This is a genomic window from Marinobacter algicola DG893 (assembly GCF_000170835.1).
Lineage (GTDB): Bacteria > Pseudomonadota > Gammaproteobacteria > Pseudomonadales > Oleiphilaceae > Marinobacter > Marinobacter algicola.
Map to the genome: position 1 here is coordinate 1 of NZ_ABCP01000030.1, position 15,695 is coordinate 15,695.

A 15,695-nucleotide genomic window follows, 5' to 3' on the forward strand; every position below is an offset into this window, starting at 1 on the left:
AGCCCCCATGGATGGGTTAACGGCGTGTTTTGGGAGGCTATTGCCACTACGCGACCCGCGCCCAGCATGCAGGCCCGGCTTTAAAGCAGGTCCCACCAAATCCTAATATTCTAAATTGGAATGCACAACATAAAAAACATGAATTGAGGTTATCCAGAACTAGGCGTTAAGATGGAGCCATACTGAAAAAACAGAAACCCCCAGAGAGTGAGAGAGAACATGGCGGGCAAGACCTTATACGACAAATTGTGGGACGACCATCTCGTCAAACAGCGGGATGACGGCTCCGCGCTGATTTACATCGACCGGCATCTGCTACACGAAGTCACCTCGCCGCAGGCCTTCGAAGGCCTTCGCCTGGCCGGGCGTAAGCCCTGGCGGCTGGACGCCAATCTTGCGACGCCGGATCACAACGTACCCACCACCGACCGTGCCCGGGGCATTGAAGGCATTGTTGACCCGGTATCGCGGATTCAGGTGGAAACCCTGGACAAGAATTGCGACGAGTTCGGCATCCTGGAATTCAAGATCAAGGACCAGCGCCAGGGCATCGTGCATGTGATCGGGCCAGAGCAGGGCGCGACACTGCCGGGCATGAGCATTGTTTGTGGCGATTCCCACACCTCCACCCACGGTGCATTCGGCTGCCTGGCCCATGGTATCGGCACGTCAGAGGTCGAGCACGTGCTCGCCACCCAGTGTCTGGTTCAGCAGAAAATGAAAAACATGCTGGTGAAGGTGAATGGCAAGCTTGGGCCCGGCGTGACCGGGAAAGACGTTGTCCTCGCCATCATTGGCAAGATCGGAACCGCTGGCGGAACGGGATGTGCCATTGAATTTGGCGGTGAGGCGATTCGCGGTCTCTCGATGGAGGCCCGAATGACCATCTGCAACATGTCCATCGAGGCCGGTGCGCGGGTGGGTATGGTTGCGGTTGACCAGACCACCATTGATTACGTCAAGGATCGCCCGTTTGCGCCTAAGGGCGAGATGCGCGAGAAAGCCATTGAATACTGGAAGACATTGCACAGCGATGACGATGCAGTGTTCGATAAGGTTGTTGAGCTCGACGGTTCCGAAATCATGCCGCAGGTGAGCTGGGGGACGTCTCCCGAGATGGTCGCCGGCGTTGGCGGCAATGTGCCAGACCCGGAGGCGGAAGCCGATCCGATCAAGCGTGAGGGGATTGTTCGTGCCTTGAAGTACATGGGCCTGAAGCCCAATATGCCGATCACTGAGATCAAGCTGGATCGCGTGTTTATTGGCTCCTGTACCAACAGCCGTATTGAGGATCTTCGTGAAGCAGCGGCGGTCGTGAAGGGTCGGAAGGTGTCGTCATCGCTCAAGCAGGCGATGGTGGTGCCCGGTTCCGGTCTGGTTAAGGTGCAGGCGGAACAGGAAGGGCTGGACAAGATCTTTATTGAAGCCGGTCTTGAGTGGCGTGATCCGGGCTGCTCCATGTGTCTGGCCATGAACGCCGACAAGTTGGGGCAGGGGGAGCACTGCGCTTCCACTTCCAATCGTAACTTCGAGGGCCGTCAGGGCTTCGGCGGGCGTACCCATCTGGTTAGCCCGGCGATGGCAGCGGCGGCGGCGATCAACGGCCACTTCGTTGATGTCCGCGAGATGATGAACTGATCCACAGGAGACTCACCATGCGAGCATTAAAGCAACACCAGGGCATTGTTGCCCCCATGGACCGGTCCAATGTGGATACGGACATGATCATTCCCAAGCAGTTTCTGAAGTCCATCAAGCGTACCGGCTTCGGGCCGAACCTGTTTGACGAACTGCGTTACCTGGATGAAGGCAAGCCGGACCAGGACTGCTCACAGCGGCCTATCAATCCGGACTTCATGCTTAATCAGGATCGCTACAAGAATGCCAGCGTGCTTCTGGCGCGGCGCAACTTTGGTTGTGGTTCCAGCCGCGAACATGCCCCCTGGGCGCTTGAGGACTATGGGTTCCACGTTATTATTGCGCCCAGTTTCGCCGACATTTTCTATAACAACTGTTTTAAGAATGGCTTGTTGCCGATTGTTTTAGAAGAGAAAATTGTGGACCGGCTGTTTCACGAAACCGAGGCGGAAGAGGGATACCAGCTGGCGATAGATCTCGAAGCCAAAACCGTTACCACGCCGTCCGGCGAATCGTTCAACTTTGAGGTTGATGATTTTCGTCGACATTGCCTGCTGAACGGCCTGGATGATATCGGTGTCACGCTTGAAGACGCGGAGGTCATAACGGCCTACGAAGCGTCGAGACGCAAGACTGCGCCTTGGTTATTTGATGCCGGTCGCTGATTCGCCCTGTATTCCCAAAACAAATTGACCTTCAAGGAATCATTATGTCCCGATCTATCCTGATGCTCCCTGGCGATGGCATTGGCCCGGAAATTGTCGCCGAAGCGGAAAAGGTTCTGCGCAAGATAAACGAGCAATTCGGTCTGGAGCTGCATTTTGAGTCCGCTCTGGTTGGCGGTGCAGCCATCGACGAGACAGATACGCCACTTCCAGACGATACCCTGGACAAGGCTCGTAAGGCAGATGCCATCCTGCTGGGCGCCGTGGGCGGCCCCCAGTGGGACAAGCGCCCAATGGCCAGTCGCCCTGAAAAGGGACTGCTTGGCCTGCGCTCGAACCTTGAGTTGTTTGCCAATCTGCGCCCGGCCATTCTGTACCCACAGCTTGCGTCTGCGTCTTCTCTGAAACCAGAGGTGGTCTCCGGCCTCGATATCATGATTGTTCGGGAGTTAACCGGCGGCATCTATTTTGGCCAGCCTCGGGGCGTGCGTGAACTGGAAAGTGGAGAGCGTCAGGGCTACAACACTTACGCCTACACGGAATCGGAAATTCGTCGTATTGGCCGTGTCGCCTTTGAAGCGGCCCAGCAGCGTGGCAAGAAACTCTGCTCTGTCGACAAGGCGAATGTGCTGGAAGTAACTGTTTTGTGGCGGGAAATCATGGAAGACCTGCGCCGAGAATACCCGGATGTTGAGCTCTCCCATATGTACGTGGATAACGCCGCCATGCAGCTGGTCAGGGCACCCAAACAGTTTGATGTGATTGTGACTGGCAACATGTTTGGTGATATTCTTTCTGACGAAGCGGCTATGCTGACGGGATCCATTGGGATGTTGCCCTCTGCGTCTCTGAACTCCGAGAAGCAGGGTATGTACGAGCCCTGTCATGGGTCCGCACCCGATATTGCAGGTAAGGGCATAGCCAACCCGCTGGCTACTATCCTCAGTGGCGCAATGATGCTGCGATACAGCCTTGGCGAGGAAAAGGCCGCCGAGGCGATAGAGGCTGCGGTCAGTAAAGTGCTGGATCAGGGCCTGAGGACAGCGGATATCATGTCTGCTGATGGCCGGAAAGTATCGACCCGAGAGATGGGCGATGCCGTTCTGGCGGCACTCTGAGGTCGGAAATCTGAGGCCGGCAAGTTTTTGAGACCCGACGACAACGCGATGCGGTTGTCGCGGGATCATCCATCCTGTCCCTGCCAGCGATACAGGTAGAGGGCGGGCATAAAACGAGGTTCAAAGGTCGCACATGAAGCGAGTTGGACTTATTGGCTGGCGCGGTATGGTGGGCTCTGTCCTCATGCAGCGCATGCGTGAAGAAAACGATTTTGCAGATATCGAACCGATCTTCTTTACCACTTCCCAGGCTGGAAAACCTGCGCCGGATGTAGGTAAAGAAGGTGTGCCTGCGCTGCAGGATGCCTTCGATATCGATACCCTGAAAACGCTGGATGTCGTGGTTACCTGCCAGGGCGGGGATTACACCGGTGCCGTGTACCAGAAGCTCCGTGATGCCGGATGGCAGGGGTACTGGATTGACGCCGCTTCCACGCTGCGGATGGTCGATCATTCCGTCATCGTTCTTGATCCGGTCAACCGCAACGTGATTGACGATGCCCTGGCGAAGGGCGTGAAGGATTACGTTGGTGGTAACTGTACTGTCAGCCTGATGATGCTGGCCCTTGGCGGGCTGCTGGAGCAGGACCTGATCGAATGGGTATCGCCTATGACCTATCAGGCGGCGTCTGGTTCCGGTGCCCAGAACATGCGGGAACTGCTCAACCAGATGGGCGAGCTGAAGGGCAGCGTGAGTGACGAGCTGACGGACCCATCCTCGGCTATCCTCGATATCGATCGCAAGGTAACCGAAACCATGCGTTCGGACGGTTTTCCCACCGAGCATTTTGAAGTGCCGCTGGCAGGCAGTCTGATTCCGTTTATCGACAAGCAGCTTGATAACGGCATGAGCAAGGAAGAATGGAAAGCGGGCGTCGAGACCAACAAGATTCTTGGCCGCAGCAGCAATCCGATTCCCATCGACGGCATTTGCGTTCGTATCGGTGCCATGCGTTCCCACAGTCAGGCCTTGACCATCAAATTGAAGAAGGACCTTCCGGTTTCCGAGATCGAGTCCATCCTGGCCAAAGCCAACGACTGGGTGAAGGTGATTCCCAATGAGCGGGATGCCACCCTTCGGGAGCTCACCCCGGCGAAGGTCACGGGTACATTGAGTGTTCCCATCGGCCGTATCCGGAAGCTGACCATGGGGCCTGAGTATATCTCAGCGTTCACTGTGGGTGATCAGTTGCTGTGGGGCGCGGCGGAACCGCTTAGGCGGATGCTTCGCATACTGCAGGAACAGTAACACAGTCCCGCAGCGGGCAATATTATGCCAACTGTGTCCGGTTTCAGAGAACTGATCGAGCGGAGGCTGAAATACGCCTCCGCCCCTGTTATTTTCGGAAGCGTTTTGTACATGTTTGGGTTCTTGTGGGCTAGACTTTGGCTATTCGGGGCCACCGGATCATCGTTCGGTAACAATATGTTCCCGACCATTTATGAAAAAATGGTACAAGGACTGCGGCTGATTGATTGATAAAAGAGGTTTTATCAACAATACTTGCCGGGCTGAATATTAAAAACTTTACATAATAACGATAGTAATCAAGACGGAAGTCATCCAACCTCGTCCGATTCTGTTTGTGAAAACAGTAACGAATAACGGAGACTGGTAAGGAAAAAGCATGAAGGTACGCAAGCTTGCGGTTGCTCTGGCTCTGGCGGGAGGGCTCGGTTCTGGCGTCGCACAGGCCCTGGGTCTGGGTGAGATTGAATTACAGTCCTATCTGAATGAGCCTCTGGACGCGGATATCAGTCTGCGTAAAAGCGAGGGCGTCGACCCTGGTGATGTATTCGTAAACATCGCTCCCGATTCGGCCTATGAACGGGTTGGTATCGACCGGAGCTATTTCCTTACCAAACTTGATTTTCGCGTCACCACCGCCCGCGATGGCAGCCTGGTGGTGAACGTGTCGTCCCGTGAGCCATTACGGGAACCCTACCTCAACTTCCTGCTTGAAGTGACCTGGCCTAATGGTCGGCTGATGCGGGAATACGCGGTGTTGGTTGATCCTCCAGTGTATGCGGAGGAGTCCGGTATGCGGGAAGAGGTTGCCGCTCCGGCCACACGTCAGGCATCCGAGCCCGCGCGTCAGCAACAGGCCAGATCGACGTCCCAGGAGCCCCAACGAACAACCACCCAGCGTGCACGGACTCTCGGGCCCACCGGGCCTTCCGATACCCTCTGGAATATTGCAGAGAGTGTTCGCCCCGACAGCAGTGTGTCCATGCAGCAGGTCATGCTTGCGCTCCAGGACCTGAACCCAGACGCGTTCATTGCGGGTAATATCAACCGGCTTAAGCGCGGCGAAGTGCTGCGGGTGCCGGATATCGAACAGATTCGCAGTCGTTCCCGTGCTGAAGCCAACCGTCAGGTGGCCGCGCAGAACAGCGCGCTCTCGACGCCGCAACGCACTGTGGATGCCACAGATACCGCAGTTGCCTCTGGGCAGAGTGGTGGTGAGCAGGCTGGTGGTGATGAGCTGAGGTTGCTTGCAAGTGAAGATAGCAATACTCGTGATGCCGAAGAAGGTGGTTCTGCGGGCGGTGATGGTGATACCGCTGGTGGCGTGGACGCCGGCTCCGCCGTTGCCATGGAAGAGCTCGAAAGTGCTCGACGAGAAAATGATGAGCTGAGCGGTCGGGTTGACGATCTTCAGAATCAAGTCGAAACGCTTCAGCGCTTGTTGGAACTGAAAAATACCCAGCTTGCTGAAATGCAGCAGGCTGAAGGCGACAGCGGCCAGTCTGCAGATGCACCGCAGACGGAGACAATGTCTGAGCAGGCAGCCCAGGAGGAGACAGAAACGTCTGCCGACGGCGACGCCGCTGATATGGTCGCAGAAGATGCGGATGTTGCGGGCAGTATGGCTGCTGACGAAGATGCGGCTGAGCCTGCGACAACCGATATGGATGAAACCACCGCAGCGGACGCCGAAGAAGGTGCTGACGCCGCGGGGATGGGCGATGATGCCGACATGACCGAGGGCGAAGTTGCGTCCGATGGGATGGATGCCGGTACTGCGCCTGCGGAAAAAGTCGATCAGCAGGAAGCCGACGTTGCTGCACCAGCATCCGAGCAGCCTGCCAACGAGGTATCAACATCACCGGCGGAGCCTGAAAAGGGTTTCCCGGACAACATCATCAGCGCGATCACCAACAATCCGATGTATCAGATAGCACTCGGTGGCGGTCTGGTCGTGTTGTTGTTGCTTCTACTGTTGCTGGCACGTCGCAATGCCAATCGTGAGAAAGCGTTTTACGACCAGCTGAACAGTGAAACGGACGCGGAGACCGATACCTTCGATCTCACCTTGGATGACGAAGACGGTACGGATACACCAGACAGTGATCCTCTGGCGGAGGCCGACGCCTACATTGCGTATGGGCGCATGGATCAGGCGGCGCAGTCTCTGGAAACCGCGATTTCTCGCGAACCCAGTCGTACGGACCTGCGCCTGAAACTACTTGGTGTGTACGCGGATACCCAGGACCGGCAATCTTTTGAGAAACAGCTCGGTGAGGTTGAGGCCCTGGACGACGACCAGGCTATCGCCGAAGCGCACGAAATGCGCGCGCGCCTCGAAGAGGCTGAGTCAATGCCCAGCATCGATGATCTGGAATCGCAGCTGAGATCGGATTCTTTCGATACCAGCCCGCGTGACGAGGATACCGCATTCAATGAGCCGGCTTCGGACCGAAATGAACCGTCATTGGATGACGAGGCTGAAGATGAGTTTAGTAGCCTGGAGACGGATTTTTCGGATCTGGACGAAACTGACGACGTCTACGCCGAGGATTCCGAAAAGGAGCCGGGCCCGGATGATCTGATTGAATATGATCTCTCTGGCATTGATGCCTCAGATGATAAAGAAGAAGCGTCCACTGACAAGTCCGAAGATCTTGCTGACGATGCTTTCGACTTTTCACTTGAGGATGAGTCAACTGAGGAGTCGAAAGCATCCGGGGAAGACGATGATCTGAGCCTTGATTTCGCGGAGGATGAACAGGAGTCCAGCGAAACAACTGACGAATCGGATGAGTTCGACTCGCTGGAACTTGATGAAGACGATCTGGAAACCGCCGGCGCTGACGACTCTGAAGGTCAAGAGCTGGACGTTGACAGCCTGGAAGAAGGCGATCTGGAAGAAAATGACCTGGATTCCCTGGACGAATCTTTCCTGGACGAACTGGATGCTGAATTGGATAAGGTTGCCGGCGAAGATGAGTCGCCAGCCGACGACGAGCAAAGCGAACTTGACGACCTTGAGCTTGACGTTTCCGACGAGGACCTTGCGCTTATGGAAGAGTTTGCCGATTCCGGAGATTCCGCCGGCACAGATGCGAATACCGATCAGCAGAAGGAGAATTCCACTCCTCTGGATGAAGAACTCGGTCTTGAGGATACTCTGACGGGTGAGGAACCTGCCGATCCGGAAGAGACAATAGCAGGCGTCGAGGAGGTGGAAGACGATCTTCCTGAACTCAGCGATGATGATCTTGCTGCCGCCGAGACTGCGGAGGAGGAGTCCGGTGAGCCTCCCGTGGCATCTGATCCTGCGTCCTCAAAGGCTGCTTCCGGCGCGGATGATATCGATGAATCCGATCTTGGCGACGACGATGATTTCGATTTCCTGACAGGCACCGATGAAGCGTCAACCAAGCTTGATCTTGCCAGAGCCTATGTGGAAATGGGTGATGTCGATGGAGCCAGGGATATCCTTGAGGAAGTGGCTCTGGAAGGAAATGAGGAGCAAAAAGCGGAGGCTCAGGATCTCCTTAAAAATCTGTCCTGATTCGATATAATCAGTACAGCGAACGCGAAACGCCGGCTACCGGGCCCATCCCGGATTAAAGCCGGCGTTTTGTTTTTTACTATCAGCTTGTCAATCCGGACACTTCATTGTTTGTTACGCCACAACCACTGACCACTGACAGCGCCATCGGGGCGGGGCGGGTCGCGATTGCCTTTGAGTACGATGGCCGGGGCTTCCACGGCTGGCAATATCAGAAATCAGGCGTGCGGTCGGTTCAGGGAGAGCTGACCCAGGCGGTTTCAAAGGTTGCTGACCATCCTGTTGAGCTTGTATGTGCGGGCCGCACCGATGCGGGCGTGCACGCCAGTTACCAGATTGCGCATTTCGAGACACCCTCGGTGCGTAATCCCAGGTCCTGGGTTATGGGCATCAACACCTCATTACCGCAGGATATCGCGGTTCATTGGGCCGGTAATGGGGTGGATGACTTCCACGCCCGTTTTTCCGCAACCTATCGCCGATACCGTTATGTGATCTATAACCATGCAGTAAGGCCGGGCATCCTTCATGGTCAGGTGAGCTGGACGTTTCGGCCTCTGGACGAAGCGCTGATGCATCAGGCTGCCCAGTTCCTTTGCGGTGAACACGATTTTTCGTCGTTTCGCGCGGCTGGTTGTCAGTCGAGGTCACCCATTCGGTTTCTTGAAGCCATCGAGGTAACCCGAAAAGGGGACTTCGTCGTAATAGATGTGCAGGCAAATGCGTTCCTGCATCATATGGTTCGCAATATCGCCGGTGCACTGATGTCGGTGGGTACAGGGAAGCAGCGGCCGGAGTGGATTCGTGAGATACTTGAGGCCAGGGACCGGACTGTTGCAGGTGTTACGGCACCGCCCCATGGACTGTATCTGGTGGATGTAGGGTATCCGGATGGGTTCTCTATCCCGGCAGCCCAATGCGGGCCAGCGTTCGTCGCACCCTGGTTTGAGGCTGATGAAAACCGACCACGCAGTCCGACTCACATACACCGAAAACAGCGATAGACGGCTTATGAAAACCCGGGTCAAGATCTGCGGTATCACCCGAAAGCAGGACGTTATTGCCGCTGCCAACGCCGGGGCGGATGCCCTGGGTTTCGTATTCTACGAGCCCAGCCCAAGGTATGTGGCACCTGATGCGGCCAGAGAGCTGGTTGATGCGGTTCCCCCTTTTGTAATGGCAACGGGGCTGTTTGTTAACCCTGAATCGTCTTACGTTCAGGAGGTGCTGTCGAGGGTGCCACTGGGGCTCCTTCAGTTCCATGGCGATGAATCCCCGGAGTTTTGCAACAGTTTCGGTGTTCGCTGGATTAAGGCTGTGCGGGTGCGCGAAACGGATGATATCGAACATGCCTTTGAGCGTTACCGCAATGCCAGCGGTTTGCTGGTGGATGCATGGGATCCGCAGAAATACGGCGGTACCGGACAGTCCTTTAACTGGTCGTTGATACCGTCCAGGCGCCCATTACCTCTCATATTGGCCGGCGGCCTGGCTTCTGATAATGTATCCCGCGCTGTTGCGCAGGTGCGCCCCTGGGCCGTCGATGTCAGTGGTGGTGTGGAAAGCAGCAAAGGCATCAAAGACGACGAAAAGATCACTGATTTTATAAACGAGGTTCACCGTGTCGATGAAACTGACTGAAGAAATGCTCAAGGCGCTTCCGGATGCACGGGGTCACTTTGGTGCTTACGGCGGAAGATTTGTCTCTGAAACCCTGTTTGATTCGCTGCTGACCCTGGAGCGAGAGTACAAAAGGCTGAAGGACGATCCAGAATTCCAGGCGGAGTTTGATCGGGATCTCGCGCATTATGTTGGGCGGCCCAGCCCGCTTTATTTTGCTGAAAGACTGAGCCGGGAAACCGGTGGGGCGCAAATCTGGCTGAAGCGTGAAGACCTCAACCACACGGGTGCGCACAAGGTAAATAACACCATCGGTCAGGCGTTACTGGCGAGCTTCCTGGGCAAGAAACGGGTCATTGCGGAAACAGGTGCCGGGCAGCACGGTGTTGCCACAGCGACTGTGTGCGCGCGCCTGGGCCTCGAGTGCCACGTGTTCATGGGCGCCGAGGATGTAAAGCGGCAGTCCCTGAACGTTTACCGGATGAAACTGCTCGGCGCTGAGGTTCACTCGGTTCAGAGCGGAACGCGCACCCTCAAGGACGCCATGAACGACGCCATGCGTGACTGGGTGGCGAACGTTGACGACACCTTCTACATCATTGGTACGGTTGCCGGGCCTCACCCTTATCCGCTGCTGGTGCGTGATTTTCAGTCCGTCATCGGGCGAGAAACCCGTGAACAGTCCCTGGCCCAGGCGGGTAAACTGCCGGATGCGCTGGTGGCCTGTGTCGGCGGTGGTTCCAACGCCATCGGCATGTTCTATCCGTTCCTGACCGACGAGAGCGTGGAAATGTACGGTGTGGAAGCTGGTGGCCTGGGTATTGAGACCGGAAAGCACGCGGCGCCGCTGAGCGCGGGACGCCCGGGTGTTCTTCACGGAAACCGGACGTACCTGATGGAAGACGAGAATGGCCAGATTGCGGGCACCCATTCGGTCAGTGCCGGCCTGGATTATCCGGGCGTCGGGCCTGAACACAGTTGGCTCAAGGACATTGGCCGCGCCCACTACGTCTCGGTGACCGACGATGAAGCACTGGATGGCTTCCGGAAGCTGACGCGGGTAGAGGGTATTATGCCGGCGCTTGAGACCGCCCATGCAGTGGCCTACGCTATCAAGCTGGCTGCCACGATGGATAAGGATCAGGTGGTGGTAATCAACGTCTCCGGTCGCGGTGACAAGGACATACACACCATCGCTCAACTGGATGGCATAGAGGTTTAGCAGTTGCCCGGTACCTGAAGGCAGGTTGCCGGGCCGGTAAGGGCTGCAGTGCAGGAATAATCACAGGAGCAGGCATGAGTCGAATCGAAGGGGTGCTGAAAGCCCTGAAAGGGCAGGGTCGCAAGGCGCTGATTCCGTACATTACCGCTGGCGATCCACATCCGGATCTGACCGTTGACCTGATGCACACCCTGGTTTCGGCGGGCGCAGATATCATCGAACTGGGCGTGCCCTTCTCCGACCCGATGGCGGACGGCCCGGTGATTCAACAAGCGTGTGAAAGAGCGCTGGTGCATGGGACGTCATTGCGGCAGGTGCTGGGAATGGTGAAAACGTTCCGCGAGAAAGATAATGCCACACCGGTGGTGCTGATGGGCTACCTTAATCCCATGGAAGCCATGGGCCAGGAGAAGTTCGCTGACGCGGCTGTTGAGGCCGGAGTTGACGGTATCCTGACGGTGGATTTGCCACCGGAAGAAGCGGACGAAGTGGCGCCATTGTTTACGGCTCGAAACCTTGACGCGATTTTTCTGTTGGCACCAACCACCACAGATGACCGGATTCGTGCAATCAGTGAGCACAGTTCGGGCTATGTGTACTATGTTTCATTCAAGGGTGTTACGGGCGCCGGTAAGATCGATGTCGATGAAGTGGCCTCGAAGGTGTCCCATATTCACGAATTGACCGCGCTTCCGGTGGGTGTTGGATTTGGCATTCGTGACGCTGCAACAGCGGCAGCGGTCGGCCGGGTATCCGATGGTGTAATTGTCGGCAGTGTACTGGTCGATACAATAGCCCGAAATCAGGCGGATCCTGATCAGCTCAAACGGGCGTTGTCGGATCTGCTCCACCCGATGCGAGAAGCACTGGACAGCCTGGCTTCCTGACAGTCAGGTTCCCGCAGGCATCAAAGGACAGGATGAGATCATGAGTAACTGGCTGGACAAGATCATGCCGAGCAAGATCCGCTCGGAATCCAAACAACGGACCGGAGTTCCTGAAGGTCTGTGGAAGAAATGTCCCAAGTGCGGGGCGTTTTTGTACAAGCCGGAACTGGATAAGAATCTGGACGTGTGCCCCAAGTGCCAGCATCACCTGAGGATAACTGCCCGCCGTCGCCTGGATGTTTTCCTGGACGCCGACGGCCGCCAGGAGATCGCGGCCGATCTGGAACCTTGGGACCGCCTGAAGTTCAAGGACAGCAAGCGTTACAAGGATCGCCTGAGCCAGAACCAGAAAGCCACTGGCGAGAAAGATGCCTTGGTTGCCATGCGTGGCTCCTGCCTGGATATTCCGCTGGTTGCGGTGGCCTTTGAATTCAACTTCCTTGGCGGCTCCATGGGGCAGGTCGTGGGTGAAAAGTTCGTTCAGGCGGCCAATGTGTGTCTGGAGGAGCGGATTCCATTGGTGTGTTTCTCAGCCAGCGGTGGCGCGCGAATGCAGGAGGCAATCCTGTCGCTGATGCAGATGTCCAAGACGGCTGCCGTGCTTGAGCGCATGAAGCAGGAAGGCATTCCCTATATCTCGGTTATGACCGACCCGGTATTCGGTGGCGTATCCGCAAGTCTTGCCATGCTGGGAGATCTGAACATCGCGGAACCTTACGCCTTGATCGGTTTCGCCGGCCCTCGTGTTATCGAGCAAACCGTTCGTGAAAAGTTGCCCGAAGGTTTCCAGCGCAGCGAGTTCCTGCTGGAACATGGCGCCATCGACATGATTCTTCATCGTCATCAGATGCGTGAACGCATTGCTGCCTTGTTGGCCAAGTTTACCGATCTGGATAAGCCCGCCACGGAAGCGCCCATCGAGTTCGAAGTGTCGGAGCGACCCGAAACCGATGTCCCCACAGAATAATCCGGTCGCCCGGGGCAGTGCTGTCCCGGGCGATAAAGCCACGCTTGACCAGTGGCTTGGTTACCTCGAATCGATCCACCCTTCTGAAATCGACCTTGGTCTCGACCGAGTACTCCTGGTGTTGCGACGGCTGTTTCGCCGCAATCCGGCCGGGCGCATTATCACCATCGCAGGTACCAATGGAAAAGGCAGTGCGGTAGCGGCACTAGAGAAGCTGTTAATGGCATCGGGGCGATCGACCGGAGCCTATACCTCTCCCCATCTTCAGAACTATAACGAGCGGGTAAGGATCAACGGGGCGGACGTTAGTGACGACCAGTTGGTTCGTGCCTTTTCCCGGGTGGAGATAGCGCGCCGTGATACCACGCTGACGTATTTCGAATTCGGAACCCTTGCCGCGTTTGTGTTGTTCGAAGAGGCGGGTGTCGAGGATTGGGTTCTTGAAGTTGGGCTCGGCGGGCGCCTGGATGCGGTCAACGTTCTGGATCCGGACTTGGCCATCATTACCTCCGTTGATATCGATCACGTTGCCTTCCTCGGAGACAACCGTGAGGTCATTGGTTTTGAGAAGGCAGGCATCCTTCGCCCCGGCATACCCGCTGTCTACGCTGATATCGATCCACCTGAGTCGGTGTTGCAGCAGGCGGCGGCCCAGAAGGTCCAGCTCGAAAGGCCAGGTGAGACGTATCAGTTGGTGCCGTGCGACCCAGGCATGGCGCCCGTTGGCTGCCTTTGGCTGGAGCAGGCTCGTTACGGTGACCGGGTAGTGCTTCCAGACAACGGGCTTCCCGTCCACAGTCTTGCCGCTGCAGTTGTTGCTATCAGACAGTTGGCGCCGGAATTGGCGCCCAGTGCCATCGAGCAGGTTATCGCCCGGCTGACGTTGCCAGGTCGCTATGAAGTGTTGCAGCAGCAACCTCGGGTGGTGGTTGATGTCGGCCACAATCCCCACGCCGCCAACTGGCTGGCGGCTCGCATCGGGCGGCGGGAGGCCGGTCGCGTTATTGCTGTCTACGCCGCGCTCGAAGATAAGGATGTGGAAGGGGTGGCTGGCGCAATGGCTCCGGTCGTCGACGAGTGGTATCTGGCAGGCCTGGACGTTCCTCGTGGATTGTCCGGTGTTGAGCTGGTTAATCGTATAGGTGGACTGCTTCGGAAGCCTGTAGCAACAGTTTCCGGCTCAGTCAAAGTGGCCCTGGAGAATGCTCTGGGTGGCGCCGGTCCGGAGGATGTGGTGGTTGTATTCGGATCCTTCTACACGGTAGCGCAGGCTCGGATTGCCCTGGGGAAAGCGCCGTCTTAAATATCCTTCATTCCGTCGTCGAAGCTTTGAGTTCTCAGCATTGGGCGGTTAGTATCGGGCACAGAAAGTCGTCAATGATGGCGGGGCAGGAACAAACAGGGGACAACCTAACGTGGACGGACTGAAACAAAGAATCATCGGGGCTCTCGTACTGGTGTCACTTGCCGTCATCTTTGTGCCGATGATGTTCGATGAGCCTCATTCCGAGCGTGAATCCACCACCATCAAGATCCCGGAAGAACCGCCGTTCCCCGAAGTGGACGCGCCCGAGCCGGAACTTTCCGATGCCCCGGCGTACCGGCTTGAGGAAAGTGATGCCTCTGGCGAGCCGGATCAGGCTCCCCAACTGTCAAATGACCAGCCAACAACCGATGCTGACATGGCGGGTACAGAGCCTCAGACTGTCACCAATGCTGTCGAAGAATCCCAGAATCCTCCGGAGCCGGCGCCAGCTTCAGAACCATCGTCATCCGCCAACGCCAGCTCGGACTCTGTCTCCGACAATCCAGCCACTGAGGCGGATTCAGCAGAGTATACCCGTTCCTTGGAAGGCGCATGGGTTGTTCAGTTGGGCAGTTTTGGCAGCGGTGATAACGCCAGGCGGCTGCGTGACAAGGTTCGTGACAAGGGTTACAACTCCCACCTGCAACAGGTCACGCGCGGTGACACCGAGCTGACCCGTGTCTTTAGTGGCCCGTTTGCGGAAAAGGCTGAAGCTGAAAGAGCAAAACAGGCGCTTGACAAAGCCTTTGGTCTCAACAGCCTGGTGACCTCCGGCGACAAATAACGCAGGCCTCTACGGTCACTTGTGCGTACAGGGCGGTTTGGTCGGGTGACGTTTCCTGATAGAATTCGCGCTTCCTTATTTTCACCGGGTTTTCCATGGATGCGCTGATCTGGATCGACTGGGTCATCATTGCCCTGATAACAGTTTCCACCCTAATCAGCCTGAAGCGTGGCTTTGTGAAAGAAGCGCTTTCGCTGATTACGTGGGTGGGGGCGTTTATTCTTGCCCGAACATTCCACCCCCAGATGCAATCTCTCCTTGAGAGCACCGTTGAAACGCCGCTTGTGCGGCTTGTGGCCGCCTTCGCGATCCTGTTCTTTGGTACCCTTATCGTTGGTGCCATAATCAATAACATGATCGGTCATCTTGTCAGGGCGACCGGGCTTTCCGCCACTGACAGAGTGCTCGGCATGGGATTCGGCCTTTTACGGGGCGTTGTGGTGGTGATTGTCGGGATTGCACTTACCCGCTATACGCCGCTTGCACAAGATACCTGGTGGCGTACGTCCATCATGATAGACCGTCTGGCCGTGGTGGAAGATTGGTCAAGAAGAACCCTCGGAGATGAATTTGCCCGCTTTCTCGGGCCGGCAGGCGGGGAAATGGATGACCCCTCCGGTTCTCAGCAGGAAGATAACGTGGAACCCGCTTCCGCGTCCCGCTAACATTCAGTATTAACGCTTCGGAGA

13 protein-coding genes are annotated in these 15,695 nt (G+C 56.6%); all 13 read left to right on the top strand.

What is annotated here, in order from left to right:
- Positions 1–219 precede the first annotated feature (219 nt).
- The 13 genes from leuC to MDG893_RS15405 all read left to right on the top strand — a co-directional run bounded on the left by leuC (position 220) and on the right by MDG893_RS15405 (position 15,671).
- On the top strand, positions 220–1,638 hold the full coding sequence (leuC, locus tag MDG893_RS15340) for a 3-isopropylmalate dehydratase large subunit (RefSeq protein ID WP_007154726.1): 1,419 nt from the start codon (positions 220–222) through the stop codon (positions 1,636–1,638).
- Between the two features lie 17 nt (positions 1,639–1,655).
- Positions 1,656–2,303 carry a 3-isopropylmalate dehydratase small subunit gene (gene leuD / locus MDG893_RS15345; protein WP_007154727.1) on the top strand — a complete coding sequence of 216 codons (648 nt, stop codon included), beginning with the start codon at positions 1,656–1,658 and terminating at the stop codon, positions 2,301–2,303.
- A gap of 44 nt (positions 2,304–2,347) precedes the next feature.
- Positions 2,348–3,421, top strand: a complete 1,074-nt coding sequence (gene leuB, locus MDG893_RS15350; protein ID WP_007154728.1) for a 3-isopropylmalate dehydrogenase — start codon at positions 2,348–2,350, stop codon at positions 3,419–3,421.
- Between the two features lie 133 nt (positions 3,422–3,554).
- Positions 3,555–4,670: an aspartate-semialdehyde dehydrogenase gene (asd, locus tag MDG893_RS15355; RefSeq protein ID WP_007154729.1), complete on the top strand. Its 1,116-nt coding sequence runs from the start codon at positions 3,555–3,557 to the stop codon at positions 4,668–4,670.
- A 379-nt stretch (positions 4,671–5,049) separates the two neighbouring features.
- On the top strand, positions 5,050–8,220 hold the full coding sequence (locus MDG893_RS15365; RefSeq protein ID WP_007154731.1) for a FimV/HubP family polar landmark protein: 3,171 nt from the start codon (positions 5,050–5,052) through the stop codon (positions 8,218–8,220).
- A gap of 107 nt (positions 8,221–8,327) precedes the next feature.
- The gene (gene truA, locus MDG893_RS15370; RefSeq protein WP_007154732.1) at positions 8,328–9,224 is read left to right on the top strand and encodes a tRNA pseudouridine(38-40) synthase TruA; all 897 of its coding nucleotides are present in this window, start codon (positions 8,328–8,330) and stop codon (positions 9,222–9,224) included.
- 7 nt (positions 9,225–9,231) lie between these two features.
- Positions 9,232–9,861 (top strand): phosphoribosylanthranilate isomerase, encoded by a 630-nt coding sequence (locus MDG893_RS15375; protein WP_007154733.1) that lies wholly within the window; start codon positions 9,232–9,234, stop codon positions 9,859–9,861.
- A complete protein-coding gene (gene trpB, locus MDG893_RS15380; RefSeq protein ID WP_208855211.1) occupies positions 9,854–11,062 on the top strand; it encodes a tryptophan synthase subunit beta in 1,209 nt (402 codons plus the stop codon). The genes MDG893_RS15375 and trpB overlap by 8 nt, the downstream gene beginning before the upstream one ends.
- 74 nt (positions 11,063–11,136) lie before the next feature.
- Positions 11,137–11,949 carry a tryptophan synthase subunit alpha gene (trpA, locus tag MDG893_RS15385; protein WP_007154735.1) on the top strand — a complete coding sequence of 271 codons (813 nt, stop codon included), beginning with the start codon at positions 11,137–11,139 and terminating at the stop codon, positions 11,947–11,949.
- Positions 11,950–11,989: 40 nt separating this feature from the next.
- Positions 11,990–12,916 (top strand): acetyl-CoA carboxylase, carboxyltransferase subunit beta, encoded by a 927-nt coding sequence (gene accD, locus MDG893_RS15390; protein ID WP_007154736.1) that lies wholly within the window; start codon positions 11,990–11,992, stop codon positions 12,914–12,916.
- Complete coding sequence (folC, locus tag MDG893_RS15395; RefSeq protein ID WP_007154737.1) at positions 12,900–14,219, top strand: bifunctional tetrahydrofolate synthase/dihydrofolate synthase; 1,320 nt, start codon at positions 12,900–12,902, stop codon at positions 14,217–14,219. Before accD ends, folC begins: the two co-directional genes overlap by 17 nt.
- Before the next feature lie 112 nt (positions 14,220–14,331).
- The gene (locus MDG893_RS15400; RefSeq protein WP_007154738.1) at positions 14,332–15,006 is read left to right on the top strand and encodes an SPOR domain-containing protein; all 675 of its coding nucleotides are present in this window, start codon (positions 14,332–14,334) and stop codon (positions 15,004–15,006) included.
- A gap of 95 nt (positions 15,007–15,101) precedes the next feature.
- Positions 15,102–15,671, top strand: coding sequence for a CvpA family protein (locus MDG893_RS15405; RefSeq protein WP_007154739.1), 570 nt, complete (start codon positions 15,102–15,104; stop codon positions 15,669–15,671).
- Positions 15,672–15,695: the final 24 nt, after the last annotated feature.